This is a genomic window from Pseudomonas sp. BCRC 81390, assembly GCF_030341915.1.
In the GTDB taxonomy this organism is placed as follows: domain Bacteria; phylum Pseudomonadota; class Gammaproteobacteria; order Pseudomonadales; family Pseudomonadaceae; genus Aquipseudomonas.
On record NZ_JATAAG010000063.1, the window covers coordinates 375,290 to 401,442 of the forward strand.

General features: G+C 63.5%; 23 protein-coding genes. 18 read left to right on the top strand and 5 right to left on the bottom strand.

Features of this window, described 5'->3' with window-relative positions:
• The first annotated feature begins 123 nt into the window (after positions 1-123).
• The 16 genes from QSV36_RS16505 to QSV36_RS16580 all read left to right on the top strand — a co-directional run bounded on the left by QSV36_RS16505 (position 124) and on the right by QSV36_RS16580 (position 19,801).
• Positions 124-1,392 carry a delta-60 repeat domain-containing protein gene (locus QSV36_RS16505; RefSeq protein WP_289133332.1) on the top strand — a complete coding sequence of 423 codons (1,269 nt, stop codon included), beginning with the start codon at positions 124-126 and terminating at the stop codon, positions 1,390-1,392.
• 119 nt (positions 1,393-1,511) lie between these two features.
• Positions 1,512-2,174, top strand: coding sequence for a lysoplasmalogenase (locus tag QSV36_RS16510; RefSeq protein ID WP_289133334.1), 663 nt, complete (start codon positions 1,512-1,514; stop codon positions 2,172-2,174).
• 383 nt (positions 2,175-2,557) lie between these two features.
• On the top strand, positions 2,558-2,971 hold the full coding sequence (locus QSV36_RS16515) for an NADH-quinone oxidoreductase subunit A (RefSeq protein ID WP_003251427.1): 414 nt from the start codon (positions 2,558-2,560) through the stop codon (positions 2,969-2,971).
• A gap of 9 nt (positions 2,972-2,980) precedes the next feature.
• Entirely contained in the window at positions 2,981-3,658 is a 678-nt protein-coding gene (locus QSV36_RS16520; RefSeq protein ID WP_003251429.1) for a NuoB/complex I 20 kDa subunit family protein, read from the top strand.
• A gap of 77 nt (positions 3,659-3,735) precedes the next feature.
• Positions 3,736-5,517: an NADH-quinone oxidoreductase subunit C/D gene (nuoC, locus tag QSV36_RS16525; RefSeq protein ID WP_170030734.1), complete on the top strand. Its 1,782-nt coding sequence runs from the start codon at positions 3,736-3,738 to the stop codon at positions 5,515-5,517.
• 2 nt (positions 5,518-5,519) lie between these two features.
• A complete protein-coding gene (nuoE, locus tag QSV36_RS16530) occupies positions 5,520-6,017 on the top strand; it encodes an NADH-quinone oxidoreductase subunit NuoE (RefSeq protein WP_289133337.1) in 498 nt (165 codons plus the stop codon).
• The gene (gene nuoF, locus QSV36_RS16535) at positions 6,014-7,393 is read left to right on the top strand and encodes an NADH-quinone oxidoreductase subunit NuoF (protein WP_289133339.1); all 1,380 of its coding nucleotides are present in this window, start codon (positions 6,014-6,016) and stop codon (positions 7,391-7,393) included. The genes nuoE and nuoF overlap by 4 nt, the downstream gene beginning before the upstream one ends.
• A 133-nt stretch (positions 7,394-7,526) precedes the next feature.
• Entirely contained in the window at positions 7,527-10,241 is a 2,715-nt protein-coding gene (nuoG, locus tag QSV36_RS16540; RefSeq protein ID WP_289133341.1) for an NADH-quinone oxidoreductase subunit NuoG, read from the top strand.
• Positions 10,238-11,245: an NADH-quinone oxidoreductase subunit NuoH gene (gene nuoH / locus QSV36_RS16545; RefSeq protein WP_186674746.1), complete on the top strand. Its 1,008-nt coding sequence runs from the start codon at positions 10,238-10,240 to the stop codon at positions 11,243-11,245. The genes nuoG and nuoH overlap by 4 nt, the downstream gene beginning before the upstream one ends.
• 11 nt (positions 11,246-11,256) lie before the next feature.
• Complete coding sequence (gene nuoI / locus QSV36_RS16550) at positions 11,257-11,805, top strand: NADH-quinone oxidoreductase subunit NuoI (protein WP_016488223.1); 549 nt, start codon at positions 11,257-11,259, stop codon at positions 11,803-11,805.
• A gap of 10 nt (positions 11,806-11,815) precedes the next feature.
• Entirely contained in the window at positions 11,816-12,316 is a 501-nt protein-coding gene (gene nuoJ / locus QSV36_RS16555) for an NADH-quinone oxidoreductase subunit J (RefSeq protein WP_170030742.1), read from the top strand.
• A gap of 3 nt (positions 12,317-12,319) precedes the next feature.
• A complete protein-coding gene (nuoK, locus tag QSV36_RS16560) occupies positions 12,320-12,628 on the top strand; it encodes an NADH-quinone oxidoreductase subunit NuoK (RefSeq protein WP_008096201.1) in 309 nt (102 codons plus the stop codon).
• On the top strand, positions 12,625-14,478 hold the full coding sequence (gene nuoL, locus QSV36_RS16565) for an NADH-quinone oxidoreductase subunit L (protein WP_289133343.1): 1,854 nt from the start codon (positions 12,625-12,627) through the stop codon (positions 14,476-14,478). The genes nuoK and nuoL overlap by 4 nt, the downstream gene beginning before the upstream one ends.
• Before the next feature lie 40 nt (positions 14,479-14,518).
• On the top strand, positions 14,519-16,051 hold the full coding sequence (gene nuoM / locus QSV36_RS16570) for an NADH-quinone oxidoreductase subunit M (RefSeq protein WP_289133345.1): 1,533 nt from the start codon (positions 14,519-14,521) through the stop codon (positions 16,049-16,051).
• Positions 16,052-16,058: 7 nt separating this feature from the next.
• Positions 16,059-17,528, top strand: a complete 1,470-nt coding sequence (gene nuoN, locus QSV36_RS16575) for an NADH-quinone oxidoreductase subunit NuoN (RefSeq protein ID WP_225778493.1) — start codon at positions 16,059-16,061, stop codon at positions 17,526-17,528.
• A gap of 212 nt (positions 17,529-17,740) precedes the next feature.
• Positions 17,741-19,801: a TonB-dependent receptor family protein gene (locus tag QSV36_RS16580; protein WP_289133349.1), complete on the top strand. Its 2,061-nt coding sequence runs from the start codon at positions 17,741-17,743 to the stop codon at positions 19,799-19,801.
• Positions 19,802-19,877: 76 nt separating this feature from the next.
• Here QSV36_RS16580 and QSV36_RS16585 read toward each other — a convergent pair whose 3' ends face one another.
• Positions 19,878-20,438 carry an NADPH-dependent FMN reductase gene (locus tag QSV36_RS16585; protein WP_225778500.1) on the bottom strand — a complete coding sequence of 187 codons (561 nt, stop codon included), beginning with the start codon at positions 20,436-20,438 and terminating at the stop codon, positions 19,878-19,880.
• A 157-nt stretch (positions 20,439-20,595) separates the two neighbouring features.
• Between QSV36_RS16585 and QSV36_RS16590 the strand changes: the two genes are divergently transcribed.
• The gene (locus tag QSV36_RS16590) at positions 20,596-20,814 is read left to right on the top strand and encodes a hypothetical protein (RefSeq protein WP_225778501.1); all 219 of its coding nucleotides are present in this window, start codon (positions 20,596-20,598) and stop codon (positions 20,812-20,814) included.
• Here the strand turns inward: QSV36_RS16590 and QSV36_RS16595 are convergent.
• From QSV36_RS16595 to QSV36_RS16610, 4 genes are all read right to left on the bottom strand, one after another.
• Complete coding sequence (locus tag QSV36_RS16595) at positions 20,798-23,047, bottom strand: Orn/Lys/Arg family decarboxylase (RefSeq protein WP_289133387.1); 2,250 nt, start codon at positions 23,045-23,047, stop codon at positions 20,798-20,800. The genes QSV36_RS16590 and QSV36_RS16595 overlap by 17 nt on opposite strands.
• 107 nt (positions 23,048-23,154) lie before the next feature.
• A complete protein-coding gene (gene dnaQ, locus QSV36_RS16600) occupies positions 23,155-23,913 on the bottom strand; it encodes a DNA polymerase III subunit epsilon (RefSeq protein WP_225778503.1) in 759 nt (252 codons plus the stop codon).
• Between the two features lie 51 nt (positions 23,914-23,964).
• Positions 23,965-24,411 carry a ribonuclease HI gene (gene rnhA, locus QSV36_RS16605; RefSeq protein WP_289133353.1) on the bottom strand — a complete coding sequence of 149 codons (447 nt, stop codon included), beginning with the start codon at positions 24,409-24,411 and terminating at the stop codon, positions 23,965-23,967.
• A gap of 13 nt (positions 24,412-24,424) precedes the next feature.
• Positions 24,425-25,198 carry a class I SAM-dependent methyltransferase gene (locus tag QSV36_RS16610; RefSeq protein ID WP_289133355.1) on the bottom strand — a complete coding sequence of 258 codons (774 nt, stop codon included), beginning with the start codon at positions 25,196-25,198 and terminating at the stop codon, positions 24,425-24,427.
• Between the two features lie 85 nt (positions 25,199-25,283).
• On the opposite strand from QSV36_RS16610, the gene gloB reads away from it, so the two are divergent.
• Positions 25,284-26,063 (top strand): hydroxyacylglutathione hydrolase, encoded by a 780-nt coding sequence (gloB, locus tag QSV36_RS16615; protein ID WP_289133356.1) that lies wholly within the window; start codon positions 25,284-25,286, stop codon positions 26,061-26,063.
• Positions 26,064-26,153: the final 90 nt, after the last annotated feature.

Here is a 26,153-nt window from a genome sequence, read left to right on the forward strand (position 1 = left end):
CCTGGGCCTTTGTTTTTGCCTGCACCGAAGCGTTCAGAGTTATGCGGGACCTGGTATTTTTGACAGTTTCGTCAATCCAGTGCTTCGCTGAACATTGTGGCTCCACCTACAAGGAGTTACATCATGTCGACCACCAGCAAAGCAGGACACCTAGACCCTCAATTCGCTTCGCAGGGGCGCTTTTCGCACAGCGCTTACGACCACCTCGGCCCGATCACTCTCGATTCAAACCAGAAAACCCTTATCTCTTCTGCACCAAGGGCCGCGTCCGTCATCAAGATGCTGCGCCTGGAGCCTAACGGTGCGCTTGATACCGGATTTGGTGTGCAAGGGGTTGCAACGGTGGAGTATGACGGGGCTCTGCGTGTGTTCCTGACTGGGATCGTTACGGACGAAACCGGGCGAATTTTCATAGTCGCCGATTATAACTATGCCCCGGATTCGTATCACCCGATGATCATTCGCTTGCTGCCCAATGGAGCGCCCGACACCAGCTTCGGCGAAGACAATAAAGCTTATCGCGTCTACCGAGCGATCAGTTCCACGTCGAAAGATGGGGCGATCAAACTTCGCTCGGACGTCCAAAGTCAAAGCCGCTCCTTGAACGCATCGAATTCCGTCGGCATATGGGACGGCATCCTCTACTTCCACTCGCGCGACCATATCGTGGCAGCTACGCTGGCAGGCGACCTGGCAACCGAGTTCAATGGAACAGGCTATTGGCGAGCCACCCACGACAACAGCCCTGTCTTATTGAGGGCAATGACCACAAGTGAGGGCAGCATTTATGCAGCCTTCGCCCCTCTGCCTGGAGAAGAATTCGAGGAGTATGTCTTCGTAACCCGCCTTGACAGGCACGGCAAGGTCGACGCAAGTTTTGCCGAGGATGGTTACCTGAGACTGGCCACCCCTGGCTACCCGGTGCTTCCGGCAGTACTCAGGCAATCCGTCTCCAACCAGCACTTTGTTCTGGCCTGCAGCATCGACGTCAATACCTATGATGAGGGAACTGCATTGATGGCCTTCAACAGCGATGGCACCTTGACCGACACCTTTAACAACGGGAACCCCGTCATCATCGAAAAGAACCCAGAGATTGTTGCCTCCCCCAATGACCTGGCCTTCGACGCGAACACCAGCGAAGCGGAAAAGCTGTACCTTGCCGTGCTTTATGAAGACAAAAACCTTTACTCCCCTTTTACGACCCTGCGCCTGAACAGCGACGGCAAACTGGACCCCACATATGGCGCCGATGGCTGGGCCTTTATCGGGGAAAGTGGACTTGCCAGTAGCATCACTTGCCAACCCAATGGGCAACTGCTGGTCGCCAGCAACCTCAAGCTTCCAACCGACCCCAGAGCCGGACTCTACCTGACACGCCTGCTCGCCTAGAACAGACAGGACTCCGCTGCTCGGCCGTTCGCGGACTGCCCGCGAACGAGCCGGGGCAGGCAACAGCAAAACCCAGGATCAGGGCTATGCTTGTGGCAACCCGGAAGCAAGGACCGCCCATGCCCCGCCCAAGCCACCTGACCCTGCTCGCCCTGGCCGCGGCTGCCCTCTATATATATGCACTGGCCAGCGACAACACCCTGCTCGCCCTGCTCGCCAAACCCGTTCCGGTATTGGTGCTGATCGCCTGGCTGCGCAGCGCAGCCGCCACACCCTACCGGCGCTGGATCACCCTCGGCCTGGCGTTGTCGCTGCTCGGCGACATCCTGCTGGCCATCCCCACCGACCTGTTCGTCTTCGGCCTGGCCGCCTTTCTCTGCGCCCACCTGGCCTATCTGCGCGGCTACTGCAGCAGAACCTTGCGCCCAGCCTGGCCCGCACTGCTGCTGAGTACAATCACCGGCCTCACCTTGTTTGGCGTGCTTGCCAGGCACGGCCTTGGGCCGCTCCTGCTTCCGGTGTCGGCCTACGCCCTGGCCATCAGCGCGATGCTCTGGCGCGCCCTGGCCAGCGGCGGCCTGGCGGCGCTGGGGGCTGGCCTGTTCGTGCTCTCCGACAGCCTGATCGGCATCGACCGCTTCGTCAGCCCGTTCGCCGCCGCACCGTACCTGATCATCCTGACCTACTGGCTCGGCCAATGGGCAATCGCCTCGTCAGCCAGTCATCGGCCAATCGGTAAAGTATTGACCCAGAGCGGTGCGAGCGGTGTCGGAAGTTGCTAGAACAGGCGTTTTTCGCGTTTGCAAGTAGGGGCAACCGCCAGATGAACTTTTCAAGGCGCAGAACAGCCGAATTATCAGGCATCAGGGCAAATGATATTAATTATCATTACGAAGTTTGCCCTTCGTTACCAGCGGCAAGAAACATAATTAACAAAACCGCACGCAATGCCCTAACCTCAAGGCTTTCAGCCGGTTACACGCGGGTTTTGTACTTAATCCTACGAATAAATTTGCGACAGAAATTTTACTTGCACCGGGTTTACCCATAAAATCAGCCCGATTGATTCAGCTGCGACATTTGGTCACTGCACGTGCGACACCAGGTCGCCGCTCTACACTTATTTCAGACTGCAGAGCTGGGTCTCTGTATAAGGATTTCTAGCATGTCCGATTCGGCAGGACTCATCGCCCACAACTGGGGCTTTGCCATCTTCCTCCTGGGTGTCGTCGGCCTGTGCGCCTTCATGCTCGGCCTGTCCAGCCTGCTCGGTAGCAAGGCCTGGGGTCGCGCCAAGAACGAACCCTTCGAATCCGGCATGCTGCCCGTCGGCAGCGCCCGCCTGCGCCTGTCCGCCAAATTCTATCTGGTCGCGATGCTGTTCGTGATCTTCGATATCGAAGCCCTCTTTCTCTTTGCATGGTCTGTGTCCGTCCGCGAAAGCGGCTGGACCGGATTCGTCGAAGCACTCGTTTTCATAGCAATTCTGTTGGCAGGTCTTGTCTACCTTTGGCGCGTCGGGGCACTTGATTGGGCTCCCGAAGGTCGCCGCAAGCGGCAAGCGAAGCTGAAACAATGAGGCTTTGGCATGCAATACAATCTCACCAGAATCGATCCGGATGCGCCCAACGAGCAGTACCCGGTCGGTGAACGGGAAACCGTCACCGATCAACTGCTGGAGGACCAGGTCCACAAGAACATCTTCATGGGCAAGCTCGAAGATGTGCTGCGTGGCGCGGTCAACTGGGGTCGCAAGAACTCCCTCTGGCCGTACAACTTCGGCCTGTCCTGCTGCTACGTGGAAATGACCACGGCCTTCACGGCACCCCACGACATCGCCCGCTTCGGCGCCGAAGTCATCCGGGCCTCGCCGCGTCAGGCCGACTTCATGGTCATCGCCGGTACCTGTTTCGTCAAAATGGCGCCGATCATCCAGCGCCTGTACGAGCAGATGCTCGAGCCGAAATGGGTCATTTCCATGGGTTCGTGTGCCAACTCCGGCGGCATGTACGACATCTACTCGGTCGTTCAGGGGGTCGACAAGTTCCTCCCCGTGGACGTCTATGTGCCCGGCTGCCCGCCGCGCCCTGAGGCTTTCCTGCAAGGCTTGATGCTGCTGCAGGAGTCGATCGGCCAAGAACGACGCCCGCTTTCCTGGGTTGTTGGTGATCAAGGCATCTACCGTGCCGAGATGCCAGCCCAGAAGGACCTGCGTCGTGAGCAGCGCATTGCCGTAACCAACCTGCGCAGCCCCGACGAAGTCTGATCCAGCGACCTGCCGCCCGCTCCTTGGAGCCGGCGGCCTGGCTTCATTCTTAACGTTGACCCAAAGCGACCGAGACCATGACAGCGGACAACGCTATTTTCATTCCGCCCTACAAGGCAGACGACCAGGATGTGGTCGTCGAACTGCACAACCGTTTTGGCGCCGAAGCATTCGTCGCCCAGGAAACCCGCACCGGCATGCCCGTGCTGTGGGTCAAGCGCGAGCAGCTCAAGGAAGTGCTCAGCTTCCTGCGCGGCGTGGCCAAGCCGTACAGCATGCTGTACGACCTGCACGGCGTCGACGAACGCCTGCGTACCCAGCGCCGCGGCCTGCCAGCCGCCGACTTCAGCGTGTTCTACCACCTGCTGTCGATCGAGCGTAACAGCGATGTGATGATCAAGGTGTCGCTCAGCGAAGGCGACCTGAACCTGCCGACCGTGACCGGTATCTGGCCGAACGCCAACTGGTACGAGCGCGAAGTCTGGGACATGTTCGGCATCGACTTTGCCGGCCACCCGCACCTCAGCCGCATCATGATGCCGCCCACCTGGGAAGGCCACCCGCTGCGCAAGGACTACCCGGCCCGCGCCACCGAGTTCGATCCCTACAGCCTGACCCTGGCCAAGCAGCAGCTTGAAGAGGAATCGGCACGCTTCAACCCGGAAGCCTGGGGCATGAAGCGTCAGGGCGCCAACGAGGACTACATGTTCCTCAACCTCGGCCCCAACCACCCTTCGGCGCACGGTGCCTTCCGTATCGTCCTGCAGCTGGACGGTGAAGAAATCGTCGACTGCGTACCGGACATCGGCTACCACCACCGTGGTGCCGAGAAGATGGCCGAGCGCCAGTCATGGCACAGCTTCATCCCCTACACCGACCGTATCGACTACCTCGGTGGGGTGATGAACAACCTGCCGTACGTGCTCGCGGTCGAGAAGCTGGCCGGTATCAAGGTGCCACAGAAGGTCGACACCATCCGCGTGATGCTGGCCGAGTTCTTCCGTATCACCAGCCACCTGCTGTTCCTGGGTACCTATATCCAGGACGTCGGCGCCATGACCCCGGTGTTCTTCACCTTCACCGACCGCCAGCGCGCCTACACCGTGATCGAAGCGATCACCGGTTTCCGCCTGCACCCGGCCTGGTACCGCATCGGTGGTGTCGCCCACGACCTGCCGCGCGGCTGGGACAAGCTGGTCAAGGACTTCGTCGAATGGCTGCCGAAACGCCTCGACGAGTACGAAAAAGCTGCCCTGCAGAACAGCATCCTCAAGGGCCGTACCATCGGCGTTGCCGCGTACAACACCAAGGAAGCCCTGGCCTGGGGTACTACCGGTGCCGGCCTGCGTGCCACCGGTTGCAACTTCGACCTGCGCAAGGCCCGCCCCTACTCCGGCTACGAGAACTTCGAGTTCGAAGTACCGCTGGCCCACAACGGCGATGCCTACGATCGCTGCATGGTCCGTGTCGAGGAGATGCGCCAGAGTATCCGCATCATCGACCAGTGCCTGCGCAACATGCCGGAAGGCCCGTACAAGGCGGACCACCCGCTGACCACGCCGCCGCCGAAAGAGCGCACCCTGCAGCACATCGAGACCCTGATCACGCACTTCCTGCAAGTCTCGTGGGGCCCGGTCATGCCGGCCAACGAGTCGTTCCAGATGATCGAGGCGACCAAGGGCATCAACAGTTACTACCTGACGAGCGATGGCGGCACCATGAGCTACCGCACCCGGATCCGTACCCCGAGCTACCCGCACCTGCAGCAGATCCCTTCGGTGATCAAAGGCAGCATGGTCGCCGACCTCATTGCGTACCTGGGCAGTATCGACTTCGTTATGGCTGACGTGGACCGCTAAGCATGAACAGCACGCTTATCCAGACAGACCGTTTCGCCCTGAGCGAAACCGAGCGCTCGGCCATCGAGCACGAAATGCATCACTACGAGGACCCGCGCGCGGCGTCCATCGAAGCCCTGAAGATCGTCCAGAAGGAACGTGGCTGGGTACCGGACGGTGCCATCCACGCCATCGGCGAAGTCCTGGGTATCCCGGCCAGCGACGTCGAGGGTGTGGCCACCTTCTACAGCCAGATCTTCCGTCAGCCGGTCGGCCGCCACATCATCCGCGTGTGCGACAGCATGGTCTGCTACATCGGCGGCCATGAGTCGGTGGTCAGCCAGATCCAGAGCGAGCTGGGCATCGGCCTCGGCCAGACCACCGCCGACGGTCGCTTCACCCTGCTGCCGGTGTGCTGCCTGGGCAACTGCGACAAGGCCCCGGCGCTGATGATCGATGACGACACCTTCGGTGACGTGCAGCCGGTTGGCGTTTCCAAACTGCTGGAGGGTTACGTATGACCATTACTTCCTTCGGCCCGGCCAACCGCATCGCGCGCACGGCCGAAACCCACCCGCTGACCTGGCGCCTGCGTGACGACGGCGAGCCGGTCTGGCTGGCCGAGTACGAGTCGAAGAACGGCTATGCCGCGGCGCGCAAGGCGCTGGCGCAGATGTCGGCCGACGACATCGTGCAGAGCGTCAAGGACTCCGGCCTCAAGGGCCGTGGTGGTGCAGGCTTCCCCACTGGCGTGAAGTGGGGCCTGATGCCCAAAGACGAATCCATGAACATCCGCTACCTGCTGTGCAACGCGGACGAAATGGAGCCGAACACCTGGAAGGACCGCATGCTGATGGAGCAACAGCCCCATCTGCTGGTCGAGGGCATGCTGATCAGCGCCCGCGCGCTGAAGGCCTACCGTGGCTACATCTTCCTGCGCGGCGAATACACCACCGCCGCCAAGCACCTCAACCGCGCCATTGAGGAAGCCAAGGCCGCCGGCCTGCTGGGCAAGAACATCCTCGGCAGCGGCTTCGATTTCGAGCTGTTCGTGCACACCGGTGCCGGCCGCTACATCTGCGGTGAAGAAACCGCGCTGATCAACTCGCTGGAAGGCCGCCGCGCCAACCCGCGCTCGAAGCCGCCCTTCCCTGCCGCCGTGGGCGTGTGGGGCAAGCCGACCTGTGTCAACAACGTCGAAACCCTGTGCAACGTGCCGGCCATCGTCGCCAACGGCAACGACTGGTACAAGTCGCTGGCCCGCGAAGGCAGCGAAGACCACGGCACCAAGCTGATGGGCTTCTCCGGCAAGGTGAAGAACCCGGGCCTGTGGGAACTGCCATTCGGCGTCACCGCCCGCGAGCTGTTCGAAGACTACGCCGGCGGCATGCGCGACGGCTTCAAGCTCAAGTGCTGGCAGCCAGGCGGCGCCGGTACCGGCTTCCTGCTGCCCGAGCACCTCGACGCACAGATGTACGCCGGCGGCATCGCCAAGGTCGGCACCCGCATGGGTACCGGCCTGGCCATGGCGGTCGACGACAGCATCAACATGGTGTCGCTGCTGCGCAACATGGAAGAGTTCTTCGCCCGCGAGTCGTGCGGCTGGTGCACGCCCTGCCGTGACGGCCTGCCGTGGAGCGTGAAGATGCTGCGCGCACTGGAAAAAGGCCAGGGCCGCGCCGAAGACATCGAGACGCTGCTGGGCCTGGTCAACTTCCTCGGCCCAGGCCGCACCTTCTGTGCTCACGCACCGGGTGCCGTCGAGCCGTTGGGCAGTGCCATCAAATACTTCCGCTCCGAGTTCGAAGCCGGGGTTGCTCCAGCAGCCGCTGGCGACACCCTGCGCCCGGATCTGGCCAAGCCAATCCAGGCCGGGCCGATCGTGGTCGGCGCATAACAAGATGATCAGGCGAGTGGTCCGTGCCACTCGCCAGCTTGCCGCCAGGCCCGAGTCGCTCGTGGCGTGTCGCAAGCTCACCGTTTTCCATTAGCCACGCCCGCTCACGCGGGCCAACGAAGAACTTTGAACAATGGCCACTATCCACGTAGACGGCAAAGCGCTCGAAGTCAACGGTGCAGACAACCTGTTACAGGCCTGTCTGTCGCTCGGCCTCGACATCCCTTATTTCTGCTGGCACCCGGCGCTTGGTAGCGTTGGCGCCTGCCGGCAATGTGCGGTCAAGCAGTACACCGACGAGAACGACACCCGTGGTCGTATCGTCATGTCCTGCATGACCCCTGCCTCCGACGGCACCTGGATTTCCATCGACGATGAAGAGTCCAAGGCGTTCCGCGCCAGCGTCGTCGAATGGCTGATGACCAACCACCCGCACGACTGCCCGGTGTGCGAGGAAGGCGGTCACTGCCACCTGCAGGACATGACGGTAATGACCGGCCACAACGAGCGCCGCTACCGTTTCACCAAGCGTACCCACCAGAACCAGGACCTCGGCCCGTTCATCGCCCATGAGATGAACCGCTGCATCGCCTGCTACCGCTGCGTGCGCTACTACAAGGACTATGCCGGCGGTACCGACCTGGGCGTATACGGCGCCCACGACAACGTGTACTTCGGCCGCGTCGAAGACGGCGTGCTGGAAAGCGAATTCTCCGGCAACCTGACCGAGGTCTGCCCGACCGGCGTGTTCACCGACAAGACCCACTCCGAGCGCTACAACCGCAAGTGGGACATGCAGTTCGCCCCGAGCATCTGCCACGGCTGCTCCAGCGGCTGCAACATCAGCCCGGGCGAGCGCTACGGCGAACTGCGCCGGGTGGAAAACCGCTTCAACGGTTCGGTCAACCAGTACTTCCTGTGCGACCGTGGCCGCTTCGGCTACGGCTACGTCAACCGCAAGGATCGCCCCCGCCAGCCGCAACTGGCCGACGGCACCAAGCTGAGCCTGGACGCCGCCCTGGACAAGGCCGCCGACCTGCTGCGCGGGCGTACCATCGTCGGTATCGGCTCGCCGCGCGCCAGCCTGGAAAGCAACTACGGCCTGCGTGAGCTGGTCGGCGCCGAGTACTTCTACTCGGGTATGGAAGCCGGCGAACTGGCCCGCGTGCGCCTGGCCCTGGACGTGCTGAACAACAGCCCGCTGCCGGTGCCGACCCTGCGCGACATCGAAGACCACGACGCCGTGTTCGTGCTCGGCGAAGACCTGACCCAGACCGCAGCCCGCGTCGCCCTGGCCGTGCGCCAGGCCACCAAGGGCAAGGCCGAGGCCATGGCCGAAGCGATGAAGGTACAGCCGTGGCTCGACGCGGCCGTGAAGAACATCGGCCAACACGCGCTGTACCCGCTGTTCATCGCTTCGCTGGCGGAAACCAAGCTGGACGACGTCGCCGAAGAATGCGTGCATGCCGCCCCGGCCGACCTGGCCCGCATCGGTTTCGCCGTGGCCCACGCCATCGACCCGAGCGCGCCTGCCGTTGCCGGCCTGGATGCCGAAGCGCAAGCACTGGCCCAGCGCATCGCCGACGCCCTGGTCGCGGCCCAGCGCCCCCTGGTGGTCGCCGGTACCTCGCTGGCCGACCCGGCGCTGATCGAAGCCGCCGCCAACATCGCCAAGGCCCTGAAGCTGCGCGAGAAGAACGGTTCGCTGAGCCTGGTGGTGCCTGAAGCCAACAGCCTGGGCATGGCCATGCTCGGTGGTGAGTCCGTCGACGCTGCGCTGGACGCCGTCATCAGCGGCAAGGCCGACGCCATCGTGGTGCTGGAAAACGACCTGTACACCCGCGTGCCAGCGGCCAAGGTCGACGCAGCCCTGGCCGCGGCCAAGGTGGTGATCGTTGCCGACCACTCGAAAACCGCGACCGTCGATCGCGCCCACCTGGTGCTGCCGGCCGCCTCGTTCGCCGAAGGCGACGGCACCCTGGTCAGCCAGGAAGGCCGTGCCCAGCGCTTCTTCCAGGTGTTCGACCCGCAGTACCTGGACAGCAGCATCCTGGTTCACGAAGGCTGGCGCTGGATGCACGCCCTGCGTGCCACCCTGCTGAACAAGCCGGTCGACTGGACCCAGCTCGACCACGTCACCAGCGCCTGCGCCGAAGCCGCCCCGCAACTGGCTGGCATCGTCAACGCCGCGCCATCTGCCGCGTTCCGCATCAAGGGCCTGAAGCTGGCCCGCGAACCGCTGCGTTATTCCGGCCGTACCGCCATGCGCGCCAACATCAGCGTGCACGAGCCACGTACCCCGCAGGACAAGGACACCGCGTTCGCCTTCTCCATGGAAGGCTACTCGGGCTCCGCCGAACCGCGCCAGCAGGTGCCGTTCGCCTGGTCGCCGGGCTGGAACTCGCCGCAGGCCTGGAACAAGTTCCAGGACGAGGTCGGTGGCCACCTGCGCGCCGGTGACCCGGGCGTGCGCCTGATCGAATCGCAAGGCGACCGCCTGAACTGGTTCACCCGCATTCCGGGGGCCTTCAACCCGGCCCGTGGCACCTGGACCGCGGTGCCGTTCTTCCACCTGTTCGGCAGCGAAGAAAGCTCCTCGCGCGCCGCCCCGGTGCAGGAACGCATCCCGACTGCCTATGTCGCCCTGGCCAAGTCCGAAGCCGACCGCCTGGGCGTCAACGACGGCGCCCTGCTGAGCCTGACGGTCGGCGGTGTGGCGCTGCGCCTGCCGCTGCGCATCAATGAACAGCTGGGCGCTGGCCTGGTCGCATTGCCGAAAGGCCTGGCCGGCATTCCGCCAGCCATCTTCGGTGCATCCGTCGAAGGTCTGCAGGAGGCGGCACAATGAGCTGGTTCACCCCCGAAGTGATCGATGTGATCCTCTCCGTGCTGCGGGCCATCGTGGTCCTGCTGGCGGTGGTGGTCTGCGGTGCGCTGCTCAGCTTCGTCGAGCGTCGCCTGCTGGGCTGGTGGCAGGACCGTTACGGTCCGAACCGCGTCGGCCCGTTCGGCATGTTCCAGATCGCTGCCGACATGCTGAAGATGTTCTTCAAGGAAGACTGGAACCCACCCTTCGTCGACCGCGTGATCTTCACCCTGGCACCGGTGGTGGCCATGAGCGCCCTGCTGATCGCCTTCGTGGTCATCCCGATCACCCCGACCTGGGGCGTCGCCGACCTCAACATCGGCCTGCTGTTCTTCTTCGCCATGGCCGGCCTGTCGGTGTACGCGGTGCTGTTCGCCGGCTGGTCGTCGAACAACAAGTACGCCCTGCTGGGCAGCTTGCGTGCCTCGGCCCAGACCGTGTCGTACGAAGTGTTCCTGGGCCTGGCGCTGATGGGCGTGGTGGTGCAGGTAGGCTCGTTCAACATGCGCGACATCGTCGACTACCAGGCACAGAACCTGTGGTTCATCATTCCGCAGTTCTTCGGCTTCTGCACCTTCTTCATCGCTGGCGTCGCCGTGACTCACCGTCACCCGTTCGACCAGCCGGAAGCGGAACAGGAACTGGCCGACGGCTACCACATCGAGTATGCCGGCATGAAATGGGGCATGTTCTTCGTCGGTGAGTACATCGGCATCATCCTCATCTCGGCGCTGCTGGTGACCCTGTTCTTCGGCGGCTGGCACGGCCCGTTCGGCATCCTGCCGCAGCTGTCGTTCCTGTGGTTCGCGCTGAAGACCGCATTCTTCATCATGCTGTTCATCCTGCTGCGCGCCTCGATCCCGCGCCCACGCTATGACCAAGTGATGGACTTCAGCTGGAAGTTCTGCCTGCCGCTGACCCTGATCAATTTGCTGGTGACCGCTGCGCTCGTGCTCTACAACGCGCCAGCCGTCGCGGCCCAGTGAGGATTTGACCCATGTTCAAGTATATCGGCGACATCGTTAAGGGCACCGGCACCCAGCTGCGCAGCCTGGCCATGGTGTTCTCCCACGGGTTCCGCAAGCGCGATACCCTGCAGTACCCCGAAGAACCCGTGTACCTGCCGCCGCGCTACCGCGGCCGCATCGTCCTCACCCGCGACCCTGATGGCGAGGAGCGCTGCGTGGCGTGCAACCTCTGCGCGGTGGCCTGCCCGGTCGGCTGCATCTCGCTGCAGAAGGCCGAGACCGAGGACGGCCGCTGGTATCCGGAGTTCTTCCGCATCAACTTCTCGCGCTGCATCTTCTGCGGCCTGTGTGAAGAAGCGTGCCCGACCACCGCGATCCAGCTGACTCCGGATTTCGAAATGGCCGAGTTCAAGCGTCAGGACCTGGTGTACGAGAAAGAAGATCTGCTGATCTCCGGCCCCGGCAAGAACCCTGACTACAACTTCTACCGTGTTGCGGGTATGGCGATCGCTGGCAAGCCGAAAGGCGCTGCGCAGAACGAAGCCGAGCCGATCAACGTGAAGAGCTTGCTCCCATAAGGACAGAAAGATGGAATTCGCTTTCTATTTCGCATCCGGGATCGCCGTGCTCTCCACCCTTCGGGTGGTGACCGGTACCAACCCCGTGCACGCCTTGCTGTACCTGATCATTTCGCTGATTTCCGTGGCCATGATCTTCTTCGCCCTGGGTGCGCCGTTCGCCGGCGCCCTGGAAGTGATCGCCTACGCCGGCGCCATCATGGTGCTGTTCGTGTTCGTGGTGATGATGCTCAACCTCGGGCCGGCTTCGGTCGCCCAGGAACGCGGCTGGCTCAAGCCCGGCATCTGGGCCGGGCCAGTGATCCTCGCCGCCCTGCTGCTGCTGGAGCTGCTGTACGTGCTGTTCGTCGCCCCGAGCGGCGCCGCCATCAGCGGTACCACCGTGGGCCCGAAAGCCGTGGGCATCAGCCTGTTCGGCCCGTACCTGCTGGTGGTCGAACTGGCGTCGATGCTGCTGCTGGCTGCAGCCGTCACTGCCTTCCACCTGGGCCGCAACGAGGCGAAGGAGTAAATCATGGGTGCTATCCCTCTCGAGCATGGTCTGGCGGTCGCCGGCATCCTGTTCTGCTTAGGTCTGGTTGGCCTGATGGTCCGCCGCAACATCCTTTTCGTGCTCATGAGCCTGGAAGTCATGATGAACGCCTCTGCCCTGGCGTTCATCGTCGCCGGTGCCCGTTGGGTCCAGCCCGACGGCCAGGTGATGTTCATTCTGGTGATCAGCCTGGCAGCCGCCGAGGCCAGTATTGGCCTGGCCATCCTGCTGCAGCTGTATCGCCGCTTCCACACTCTCGACATCGATGCTGCCAGTGAGATGCGCGGATGAACCTTCTCTTCCTGACTTTCGTCTTCCCCCTCCTCGGCTTCCTGCTGCTGTCGTTCTCGCGCGGGCGCTTTTCGGAGAACCTGTCGGCCCTGATCGGCGTCGGCTCGGTGGGCCTGTCGGCCGCCGTGGCCGCCTACGTCATCTGGCAATTCAATGTCGCCCCGCCTGAAGGCGGCGCGTACAGCCAACTGCTGTGGCAGTGGATGTCGGTGGACGGCTTCGCGCCGAGCTTCACCCTGTACCTGGACGGCCTGTCCGTGACCATGCTCGGCGTGGTCACCGGTGTCGGCTTCCTGATCCACCTGTTCGCTTCCTGGTACATGCGTGGCGAAGCCGGTTACTCGCGCTTCTTCTCGTACACCAACCTGTTCATCGCCAGCATGCTGTTCCTGGTCCTCGGCGATAACCTGCTGTTCATCTACTTCGGCTGGGAAGGCGTGGGCCTGTGCTCGTACCTGTTGATCGGTTTCTACTACAGCAACCGCAACAACGGTAACGCGGCACTCAAGGCATTCATCGTCACCCGCATCGGCGACGTGTTCATGGCCATCGGCCTGTTCATCCTGTTCGCCCAGCTGGGCACCCTGAACGTGCAGCAGCTGCTGGTGCTGGCACCGCAGAAGTTCCAGGCTGGCGACACCTGGATGGTCCTGGCCACGCTGATGCTGCTGGGTGGTGCGGTCGGTAAGTCGGCACAGCTGCCACTGCAGACCTGGCTGGCCGACGCGATGGCCGGCCCGACGCCGGTCTCCGCACTGATCCACGCGGCAACCATGGTGACCGCGGGCGTGTACCTGATCGCCCGCACCAACGGCCTGTTCCTGCTGGCGCCGGACATCCTGCACCTGGTTGGCGTGGTCGGTGGCGTGACCCTGGTACTGGCCGGCTTCGCCGCGCTGGTGCAGACCGACATCAAGCGTATCCTCGCCTACTCGACCATGAGCCAGATCGGCTACATGTTCCTCGCCCTGGGCGTGGGTGCCTGGGACGCGGCGATCTTCCACCTGATGACCCACGCCTTCTTCAAGGCCCTGCTGTTCCTGGCTTCCGGTGCGGTGATCGTTGCCTGTCACCACGAGCAGGACATCTTCAAGATGGGCGGCCTGTGGAAGAAACTGCCGCTGGCCTACGCCAGCTTCGTGGTCGGCGGTGCTGCCCTGGCCGCCCTGCCGATCGTGACCGTCGGCTTCTACTCCAAGGACGAGATCCTCTGGGAAGCCTTCGCCAGCGGTAACACCGGCCTGCTGTATGCCGGCCTGGTCGGTGCATTCATGACCTCGCTGTACACCTTCCGTCTGATCTTCATCGCCTTCCACGGCGAAGCCAAGACCGAAGCCCACGCAGGCCACGGCATCAGCCATTGGCTGCCGCTGGGCGTGCTGATCGTGCTGTCGACCTTCGTCGGCGCCTGGATCACCCCGCCGTTGGCAGGCGTGCTGCCGGAAAGCGCCGGCCACGCCGGTGGCGAAGCCAAGCACGCGCTGGAGATCACCTCGGGTGCCATTGCCATCGCCGGTATCCTGCTGTCGGCCCTGCTGTTCCTGGGCAAGCGCCGCTTCGTCAGCGCCGTGGCCAACAGTGGCATCGGCCGTGTCCTGTCGGCCTGGTGGTTCGCTGCCTGGGGCTTCGACTGGATCTACGACAAGCTCTTCGTCAAACCGTACCTGTTGATCAGCCATATCCTGCGCAAGGACCCGGTTGACCGCACCATCGGCCTGATTCCTCGGATGGCGCGTGGCGGCCACGTCGCCATGAGCAAGACCGAGACTGGCCAGCTGCGCTGGTACACCGCCTCTATCGCCGTGGGTGCCGTGCTGGTGCTCGGTGCCGTGGTAGTGGCTGCGGTATGACTATGAATCTTGCGACTTTGCCAAAGGAAACCAACCCGTCATGATTTTGCCTTGGCTGATCCTGATCCCCTTCATCGGCGGCTTCCTGTGCTGGCTGGGTGAGCGCTTCGGCGCCACCCTGCCGCGCTGGATCGCGCTGCTGACCATGTCCCTGCTGCTCGGCATCGGCCTGTGGCTGTGGGCCAACGGCAACTACACCCTCGCCCCTGCTCCTGGCGCCGAGCCGGCCTGGGCCCTGGAATACAAAGTCCAGTGGATCCAGCGCTTCGGCATCAGCATCCACCTGGCCCTCGACGGCCTGTCGCTGCTGATGATCCTGCTCACCGGCCTGCTCGGTGTGCTGTCGGTACTGTGCTCCTGGAAAGAAATCCAGCGCCACGTCGGCTTCTTCCACCTCAACCTGATGTGGATCCTCGGCGGCGTGGTCGGTGTATTCCTGGCCCTGGACCTGTTCCTGTTCTTCTTCTTCTGGGAAATGATGCTGGTGCCGATGTACTTCCTCATCGCGCTCTGGGGTCACAGCTCGGCAGACGGCAAGAAGACCCGGATCTACGCGGCGACCAAGTTCTTCATCTTCACCCAGGCCAGCGGCCTGATCATGCTGGTGGCGATCCTTGGCCTGGTGCTGGTCAACTACACCAACACCGGGGTGATCACCTTCAACTACAGCGACCTGCTGAAAGCCGAACTGCCAGCCGGTACCGAGTACCTGCTGATGCTGGGCTTCTTCATCGCCTTCGCGGTGAAACTGCCGGTGGTGCCGTTCCACTCCTGGCTGCCTGACGCTCACGCCCAGGCGCCGACCGCAGGTTCCGTGGACCTCGCCGGTATCTTGCTGAAGACTGCGGCCTACGGCCTGCTGCGCTTCGCCCTGCCGCTGTTCCCGAATGCCTCGGCCGAGTTCGCGCCGATCGCCATGACCCTGGGCCTGATCGGTATCTTCTACGGCGCCTTCCTGGCCTTCGCGCAAACCGACATCAAGCGCCTGGTCGCGTTCTCCAGCGTCTCGCACATGGGCTTCGTGCTGATCGGTATCTACTCCGGCAGCCAGCAGGCGCTGCAAGGCGCGGTGATCCAGATGCTGGCCCACGGCCTGTCGGCTGCCGCGCTGTTCATTCTGGCCGGCCAGCTGTACGAGCGCCTGCACACCCGTGACATGCGCGAAATGGGCGGCCTGTGGCACCGCATCGCCTACCTGCCGGCCATCAGCCTGTTCTTCGCCGCCGCCTCCCTGGGCCTGCCCGGTACCGGCAACTTCGTCGGCGAATTCCTGATCCTGATCGGCAGCTTCGCCAGCGTGCCGTGGATCACCGTGATCGCCACCACTGGCCTGGTGTTCGGTTCGGTGTACTCGCTGATCATGATCCACCGCGCCTACTTCGGCCCGGCCAAGGCCGACAGCGTGCTGGCCGGCATGGACGGTCGCGAGCTGATCATGGTCCTGGGTCTGGCAGTACTGCTGATCCTGCTGGGCGTGTATCCGCAGCCGTTCCTCGACACCTCTGCCGCCACCATGAGTGGTGTGCAGCAGTGGCTCGGTTCCGCTTTCACTCAACTCGCTTCGGCCCGGTAAGAGCGCTATGGAATTCACCACTCAACACTTCATCGCATTGGCGCCGATGCTGATCACCACCATCACCACGGTGGTGGTGATGCTGGCGATCGCCTGGAAGCGCAACCACTCGCAGACCTTCCTGCTGTCCACCGTGGGCCTCAACCTGGCCCTGCTGTCGATCCTGCCGGCGCTGAAGGTTGCGCCGCTGGCGGTCACCTCGCTGGTGACCATCGACAAGTTCGCCTGCCTGTACATGGCGATCATGCTGGTGGCCACGCTGGCTTGCGTCACCCTCGCCCACGCCTACCTCGGCGAAGGCGCCAAGGGCTTCCCGGGCAACCGTGAAGAACTCTACCTGCTGTTGCTGATGTCGGCCCTTGGCGGCCTGGTGCTGGTCAGCGCCAACCACCTGGCCGGCCTGTTCATCGGCCTGGAACTGCTGTCGGTACCGGTTTACGGCCTGGTGGCGTATGCCTTCTTCAACAAGCGCTCGCTCGAGGCCGGCATCAAGTACATGGTGCTGTCGGCTGCCGGCTCGGCGTTCCTGCTGTTCGGCATGGCCCTGCTGTACGCCGACGCCGGCAGCCTGAGCTTCGACCAGATCGGCAAGGCCCTGGCCGCCACCAGCATGCCAAGCCTGCTGGCCCAGCTGGGCCTGGCCATGATGCTGGTCGGCCTGGCCTTCAAGCTGTCGCTGGTACCGTTCCACCTGTGGACCCCGGACGTGTACGAAGGCGCCCCGGCGCCGGTCGCCGCGTTCCTGGCCACTGCCAGCAAGGTGGCGGTGTTTGCCGTGGTAGTACGCCTGTTCATGCTCTCCCCTGCGGCCAGCAGCGGCGTGCTGAGCACCGTGCTGGCGGTGATTGCCGTGGCCTCGATCCTGATCGGTAACCTGCTGGCGCTGACCCAGAGCAACCTCAAGCGCCTGCTCGGTTACTCGTCCATCGCCCACTTCGGCTACCTGGTCATCGCCCTGGTTGCCAGCAAGGGCCTGGCCCTGGAAGCCATGGGCGTGTACTTGGTCACCTACGTGATCACCAGCCTTGGCGCATTTGGTGTCATCACCCTGATGTCGTCCCCATACGGCGGCCGTGACGCCGATGCGCTGTACGAGTACCGCGGCCTGTTCTGGCGCCGCCCGTACCTGACCGCGGTACTGACCGTGATGATGCTGTCGCTGGCCGGTATCCCGCTGACCGCCGGCTTCATCGGCAAGTTCTACATCATCGCCACCGGCGTCGAGTCGCACCTGTGGTGGCTGGTCGGTGCACTGGTGATCGGTAGCGCCATCGGTGTCTACTACTACCTGCGCGTCATGGTCACCCTGTACCTGGTCGAGCCGAACCTGCGTCGCCACGACGCCCCGCTGAAGTGGGAACAGCGTACCGGCGGCGTCATGCTGCTGGCCATCGCCATTCTCGCCTTCGTGCTTGGCGTGTACCCGCAACCGCTGCTGGAAATGGTCCAGCAGGCAGGCCTGCAACTGATCGGCTGATTACCCCGGCAAAACAAGACACCCCGCTCATGCGGGGTGTTTTTTTATCTGCCTTGTTTTTCCTGCAGGCACCTCTCCCGCCTCAAGCTTTTGATCAGCGCCAAGGCTGATGCGAAGCTCTCGCAAGCTTTTGCCAAGTTTCTTCGTGCTTCAAGGGTGATTTCGCTCGTCTCAACGCCGTTGTCATTTGCCCTGTCACCTGGAGTCGTACCATGCGTTGCGTTTTGCCCCTATCGTCCTGCCTCGGCCTGCTGGCTGCTTTGGCTGCCAACCAGCCTGCGGCAGCCTCCTCGGTCGAACTGGACCAGGTGCTGGTCACTGACGAGGAGCAGAACGACCTGAGCGCAGCCAGCGAACGCCTGCGCGAAGTGCCAGGGGCTAGCAACCTGGTGGACATGCAGCGCGCAGGACAGGGCCGGCTCGCAAGCAACCAGGACGTGCTTGCCTACCAGCCGGGGGTATTCGCCCAATCGGCGGGCAACGATGGCATCAAGTTGTCGATCCGCGGCTCGGGCATCAACCGCGCCCCAGGGGCCCATGGCTCCGGGGTGTACACGCTGTTCGACGGCCTGCCCCTGACCGGCCCGGGCGGCACACCCTACGAACTGTTCGAGCCACTGTGGCTGAGCCGTGCCGAAGTGCTGCGCGGCGCCAATGGCTTCGACCAGGGCGCGCTGGCCCTGGGCGGAGCGCTCAACTACATCACCCACACCGGCTACGACGCCGCGCCGCTGCAGCTGCGCTACGAAGTCGGCAGCCGTGGCTACCAGCACCGGCAGGTCAGTTCCGGCCAGGTACTGGGCAAACTCGACTATTACCTGGCCTTGACCGATTCGGAATATGACGGCTACCAGGCGCACAGCAGCGGCAGTGCCAAGGGCGTTGCCGCCAATTTCGGCTACCGCTTCAACCCTGACCTGGAAACGCGCTTCTACCTGCGTTATCGGGAAACCGAGAACGAACTGGCCGGGCGCCTGACCAAGGAGCAGATCAAGCACCACCCCCGCGCTGCCAACCCGAACTACCTGGCCCGCGACGACAGCCGCCCGCAGCCGGGCAGCACCTGGCTGGGCAACAAGACCACCTTCTACCTCGACGACGACGCACGCCTGGAAGCCGGCCTGGTCTACCACGACTACCCGATGGACCTGCGCGAAGGCCCGATGCGCCTGAAGGTGGCCTACACCGATGTCAGCGGCACCTTGAATTACTTCCGCCGCGACACCCTGATGGGTCATGACAGCAAGACCACCGTAGGCTGGCGCACCACCAAGCACCTGCCCAACAGCGGCGCCTCGCAATTCGAACGGACGGGTGACGTGTTCGGCAAGCGTACCCGCGACTTCACCTACCAGGGTTCGGACACGGTGCTGCACGCCGGCAACGACCTGGAACTTGTGCCGGACCTGTGGCTGACCACTGGCCTGGCGCTGATCTACACCCGCCGCGAAAGTGCGGTCACCTACCCTGCCGAAGGCGGCAAGGTGAGCCTGCATGACTGGGACTATGCACCTCGCCTGGGGCTGCGCTATGACATCCGCCCGGACCTGCAGGTGTACGGCAACCTGAGCCGCTCGGTCGAACCTCCACATCCCTGGTCGCTGATCTGGAGCGCGCCGACCGCCTACCAACCGATCGAAATGCAGAACCAGACAGCCACCACGCTGGAGCTGGGCGCGCGCGGCGATTCGGCAATAGGCCATTGGGACCTGGCCTGGTACTACGCGCAGGTGCGCCATGAACTGCTGGCTGTGGAAATCCTCCAGGGCGCACCGGCCAAGGAATTCAATGCCAGCGCCACCGTGCACCAGGGGCTGGAGGCAGGCCTCGACAGCACGCTGTGGGAACGCGCCGGGGCTGGCAGGCTCAGCTTGCGCCAGGCCTACACCTTCAGTGACTTCCACTACCGCGACGACGACCAGTTCGGCGACAACCGCCTGCCCGGCATCCCGATGCACTACTACCAGGCCGAGCTGCGCCACGACTGGCCCAGCGGGTTCTACGCGGGGATCAACACGCAGCTGGCGTCGAAAGTGCAAGTCGACTATGCCAACAGCTACCACGCCGACGCCTATGCCTTGCTCGGCGCGCGCCTCGGCTGGAATTCACCGAAACAGGACTGGCAGACCTGGCTTGACCTGCGCAATCTGACCAACAAACGCTATGCGGCAACGGTGACACCCGGCTACAACGACGCGGGCAAGGACGTGGCCCGCTCGACACCGGGCGAAGGGTTCGCTGTGTATGCCGGGGTTTCCTACAGCTTCCGTTGAAGCGCTGCACACAGCTGGCCTGGTGTCCCAAAGGGCTGCTGCGCAGCCCTTCGCGACACCAGGCCGCTCAAGGCGGTCAAACCGCCCTGTTCAACTTCACCCACGAAGCGAACTTGTCGATGAAACCCTGCAGGAACGGCCGGGTCTTGTCGTTGAGCTTGCCGGCCTCGTCGAACAGGCTGGCCGCACCGCCAATGTAGGCTTCGGGCATTTGCATGCATGGCATGTCCAGGAATACCAGCGACTGCCGCACGGCATGGTTGGCACCAAAGCCACCAATGGCTCCCGGCGATACACTGACCACCGCCGTCGGCTTGCCACTCCAGGCACTTTGCCCGTAGGGCCGCGAGCCGACATCGATGGCATTCTTCAGGCAGCCCGGCACCGAACGGTTGTACTCCGGGGTGACGAACAGCACTGCATCGCTGCGGCGGATCTCATCGCGAAAACGCTTCCACGATTGCGGCGGCGCATCGGCCTCGACATCCTCGTTGTACAGCGGCAAGTCGCCGATCTCGACAATCTTCAAGGCCAGGCTGGACGGCGCCAGCTCCGAGAGTGCGCGGGCAACCTTGCGGTTGTAGGAGTCCTTGCGCAAGCTACCGACGACGACTGCTACCGAATACACCTGGGTCATGGCAATTTCCAACCTTTGCTGGGTAAAGGGACGTTGTAGTTATAGATGACCGTTGTTCGCCACTTTGGTTTTTTTTCCGGCAGGCGAAAACTTCCGAGGCGGTTCCACGGTCTATCCGTTCAGACATTCCCTACGAAATTCAGAGGTTTTCACACAAATGGCAGCAGTAATGGTCGGCCAATTCCACGCCCGTGACGCCGAAGGCCGCATCTACCCCGTGCACGAGTTTCAGGAGTCGACCCTGCAAGTGGACGGCAGCACGCTGGGCGCGCCCATCACCACTTACCGCCTGGCCATCGGCGACAAGGTCAACCACCTGGGTGAAAACCGCTTCGAACTGGCCCGCAGCGGCGTCGAGCTCATTCGCATTCCCTGATGCAATCCACCGTGTAGCGGCCACTTTCGCTCTGCAGGCCATGCACGTCGGCGAGAAAGCCCGGGAAGCCCTGGTTGAACGCCCTGGCAAAGGCCAGGTAGTCGAGTATCGACCGGGTTGCTTCGGTGAACCGTTCCCCCGGCATGATCAAGGGAATGCCTGGCGGGTACGGCACCAGCATCACCGCCGCCACCCGCCCCGACAGTGCCTCGATCGGCACCGCCTCCACTTCGCCACGCACCATCTGGTCATAGGCACTGGCCGGGCTCATGGCGACCTCCGGCAAGCGGGTGAACAACCGCTTCAGTTGCTTGGCGGTGGCATTGGTGCGGTAGCAGCCATGCAACTGGTCGCACAGCTCGCGCAAGCCCATGCCCTGGTAGCGGGACGTATCGGCAGCCATTACGCTGGGCAGGCAGTCGTTCAACGGTGTGTTGCCGTCATAGTGGCGCTTGAACTCCAGCAACTCGGTGAGCAACGTGCTCCACTTGCCCTTGGTAATGCCCATGGAGAACAGCACCAGGAAGCTGTACAACCCGGTCTTTTCCACCACCAGCCCGCGCTCCCAGAGAAACTTGCTGACCACCGCAGCCGGGATGCCATGTTCGCCCAGCGCACCGCCCGCACTCAGGCCAGGCATTACCAGCGTCACTTTCAGCGGGTCGAGCAGCACATAGTCATCCGCCACCTCGGTGAAACCATGCCACTCGGCGCCCGGCTGCAATAGCCAGTCCTGCGCGGCCAGGCGATGAATGCCTTCGGTGCCTGGCGGCTGCCAGATGCTGAACCACCAGTCGTCTGCGGCAATGTGCTCGCGCAGGTTGGCCAGGGCCCGGCGGAAACTCAGGGCCTCGTCGAACATTTCTTGCAGCAGTGAATGCCCGGCCGGGCCCTCCATCATGGTCGAGGCCACGTCCAGCGAGGCGAGGATGCTGTACTGCGGCGAGGTCGAAATGTGCATCATGAACGCTTCGTTGAAGCGGTCCCGGTCCAGTTGGCGCCTGGCCCCATCCTGCACGTGAATCATCGAGGCCTGGCTGAACGCGGCCAATAGCTTGTGGGTGGAATGGGTGCTGAACACCAGCGGGCTGTCCGCCGCACAGGCCGTGCCCATGGCGTAGCGCCCGGTGAAGAAGCCGTGGAACGCCGCGTAGGCGAACCAGGCCTCGTCGAAGTGCAGCACCTCGACACTGGGGCCCAGGGTCTGCTTGATCAGCCCGGCGTGGTAGCACAGGCCGTCGTAGGTGGAGTTGGTCACCACTGCCAACTTGATGCGCTGCCCACGGTCGCGCGCAAGCGGGTTGGCCTGGATCTTGGCCTGGATCGACGCGGGGCTGAACTCACTGAGCGGGATCGGCCCGATGATCCCCAGTTCGTTGCGTTCGGGGCACAGGTACAGAGGGATGGCGCCGGTCATGATGATCGCATGCACCACCGACTTGTGGCAGTTGCGGTCCACCAGTACCAGGTCGTCACGGCCAACCATGGCGTGCCAGACGATCTTGTTGGCGGTGGAGGTGCCATTGATGACGAAGAAGGTGTGGTCGGCGCCGAAGTTGCGCGCCGCCCTGGCCTCGGCTGCGGCCAGGGGGCCGGTGTGGTCGAGCAGCGAGCCCAGTTCCGGCACCGAAACCGACAGGTCCGAGCGCAGGGTATTCTCCCCGAAGAATTGATGGAAAGCCTGGCCCACCGGGCTTTTACGGTAGGCCACACCGCCACCGTGGCCCGGCGTGTGCCAGGAATAGTTGGATTGCGCGGTGTGCTGCACCAGGGCCTTGAAGAACGGTGGCAGCAGCCCGTCGAGGTAAGTGTGCGCCGCACGGGCGACCTGGCGCGCGAGAAACGGCACGGTGTCTTCGAACAGATAGAGGATGCCACGCAGCTGGTTCAGCTCGCTCATGGCTTCGGCAGGGGCATTTTCCAGGGTGACCTGCTCGCCCAGGGCGAAAATCGGCAGGTTGGGCGCACGCAGCCGAGCCAGGCGGATCAGCTCGGCCATGTTCTGCAGCAGATGGGTATTCTCGGCGACACCTTCGGCCGCAATTAGCATGCAGGCCAGGCCGTGGTGGGTGGTGGCGACCAGGCGCGCTTCGGCGTGGTCGGCGGCCTTGATGACGGTAAAGCCGTCCTGGCTCAGCTCCTCGGCGATACCGCGCACACGCTCGCCGGCAACGCTGTCGGCCTTGATGGCACGATGGACGATGAGGATGGGGAACTTGAGGTCCTTGTACATCAGGTGGCTACCTCCGAAGGACATGGAGTCCCAATGAGGTTAGCTGCAGGAACGGCCTCGTGTCGCAAAAGGGCCGCAACGCGGCCGCAACACCTCGCGGCAGGCTATCAACCGGCTGGCGTCTCGGTCAGCACCTGCCACATCGAGGGCCCACCAGCCGACTTGGCAATCGCCGCCAGGCGCTCGGCATGCGCCTCCAGCTCCTCGGCATTGGCCATGATCACCCGCCCCGGTGCACGCCCGACAATCCGGCGGATCTCGCTGCCACCCGCCGCCTGGCCGTCATCCTCGGCGTCGGCACCGTGGCCCGCCAGCGACAGGCTGGTCTGGCCACCGGTCATCGCCAGGTAGACGTCAGCCAGCAGTTCCGAGTCGAGCAGTGCGCCGTGCAGTTCACGGCCCGAGTTGTCGATGTCGTAGCGTTTGCACAGCGCATCGAGGCTGTTGCGCTGCCCCGGATGGCGCGCGCGCGCCAGCAGCAGGGTGTCGAGGACGGTGCAGTGCTGCGAGATGTCGGCGCGGTCGTGCTGGCCCAGCAGGGCGAACTCGTTGTTGATGAAGCCAACGTCGAACGCCGCGTTGTGGATGACCAGCGTGGCGCCCTGGATGAATTCGAAGAATTCCTCGGCGACATCGGCGAAGCGCGGCTTGCCGACCAGGAAGGCATCGGTGATGCCGTGGACGTTGATGGCGCCCTCGTCGCTCTCGCGGTCCGGCTGCAGGTAGACGTGGAAATGCCGCCCGGTCAGGCGCCGACCGATCACCTCGACACAGCCGATCTCGATGATCCGGTGGCCTTCGCTGACCGGCATGCCCGTGGTTTCGGTATCGAGAATGACAAACCGCTTATCTTGCTGCTGCTCCACGCGGGGCGCTCCAACTTGCATCAGTCACAAAGGCGGCGATTGTACCCCAGCTCAGCGCTGCGCGCGCACCTCATCGACCCCACGGTTGGCCAGCTGGTCGGCGCGTTCGTTGCCGGGGTGGCCGATATGGCCACGCACCCATTTCCAGGTCACCTTGTGGCGGTTGACCTGTTCATCCAGCAATTGCCACAGGTCGGCGTTCTTCACCGGTTCCTTGCTGGCGGTCTTCCAGCCGCGCTTCTTCCAGTTGACCATCCATTCGTTGATGCCTTTCATCACGTACTGCGAGTCAGTGGTCAGCACCACCTCGCATTCGCGCTTGAGCGCCATCAGCCCCTGGATCGCCGCCATCAGTTCCATGCGGTTGTTGGTGGTTTCGCGTTCGCCGCCCCACAGTTCCTTCTCGACGCCCTTGTAGATCATAAGGACACCCCAGCCGCCCGGGCCAGGATTGCCCTTGCAGGCACCATCGGTAAACATCTCGACGCTTTCGCTCATGTACCACTCATGTTCAGTGCTTTTCAGTGTCCGGATTGACCACCGTACGGTTGACCTTGGCCAGCGGCAGCGGCAGCAGCTTGCCCATCGGTTCGCGACGTTCCGGGCGCAGCGGCCGCAGGCCTACCACCATCTTGCGCGCCACCAGCAGGTAGACGCCGCCACCGGAACCCTGCCAGCCCCCGGCCAGGCGTTCCCAGCCCGCCAGGCGCTGCTGCCAGGCGGCAGAGGCGAGCGGCGGACGATAGCACCCGAAGCGGCGTTTCTCCAGCGCGAAGCCCAGCAGGTTGAGCCAGTCCCCCACCCGCGAAGGCGAGATGCAGCGGGCCTTGCGCAAGGCGCCATGGCTGAACAGATGGCGTACGCCCCAACCGCTCCATGGGTTGATGCCGATAATCAGCAGGTGCCCGCCAGGGCGCACCGCGCTGGCCGCCTCGCGCAGCAAGCCGTGGGGCGACAGGCTGAAATCCAGGCCATGCTGCAGCACCACCACGTCGGCGGCGTGCTCGCTGAGCGGCCAGGCCTGTTCTTCACAGACGATTTCAACTCCAGGCAGCGGCGCCCCCAGGCGCACGTTGCGTTGCACCTGCGGGGCGCTGGGTGGCGGCTCGGCGCACGGCCCGTAATGCACAAGATAGCCACCGAAGAAGCGCCCGAGCTCTTCTTCCAGCAGTTTTTCCTCCTCCTTGAGCATCAGTTGGCCGAGTGGGCCGTTGAACCACTCACGGGCCAGGCTGATCAGCTTGACCCAGTCCGGGTCGGCCTGGGCAAAGGCTTGGTCGGTCATTGCGCTCTCCCTCGAAGGTTCTCGCACCGCGCCATCGCGGCTAAGATGCCCTCATGTGCCACGCTAGGCGAATCGGATCCGCACCATGATACAGATCGATGCTCTCCCCGCTTTCTCCGACAACTACATCTGGTTGTTACAGGATACTGCCAAACGCCGCTGCGCGGTGGTCGATCCGGGAGATGCCGGCCCAGTGGAAGGCTGGCTGTCGGCGCACCCGGGCTGGGTGCTGAGCGACATTCTCGTCACCCACCATCACCATGACCACGTCGGCGGCGTGGAACGGCTCAAGCAGCTGACCGGGGCGCGGGTCTGCGGCCCGGCCCGGGAACGCATTCCGTGCCGCGACATGGCGCTGGACGACGGCGACCAGGTGACCGTGCTGGATGTGACTTTCAGGGTGCTGGCCGTGCCCGGCCACACCCTCGGCCATATCGCCTTCTTCAGCGACCAGCCGGCAACCCCCGTGCTGTTCAGTGGCGACACCCTGTTCGCCGCCGGTTGCGGACGCATGTTCGAAGGCACTGCTGAACAGATGCAGCCAGCCCTGGCCCGGCTGGCGGCGCTGCCGGAGCACACCGAGGTGTACTGCGCCCATGAATACACCTTGAGCAACCTGCGTTTCGCCCAGGCGGTGGAACCTGGCAACCTGCATGTTCAGCAACGGTTCGCGGACGTTACCCGCTTGCGTGCCGACAATTGCATCACCTTGCCATCAACGATCGGCCTGGAACGCCTGACCAACCCCTTCCTGCGCACCTCTGAAACATTAGTTAAACAAAAAGCAGACGAATGGAAGGGACATTCAAACCCCTCGCATGTCGCTGTTTTTGCTGCCTTGAGGTCTTGGAAGGACACCTTCTGATAACTCCAAGATATATCGCAAGCGAGGCTCAACGGTTGACCCGGCCCGGAGCGGTTTCTAGAATCGCCGAAATTTTTCGCCCGGAAACCT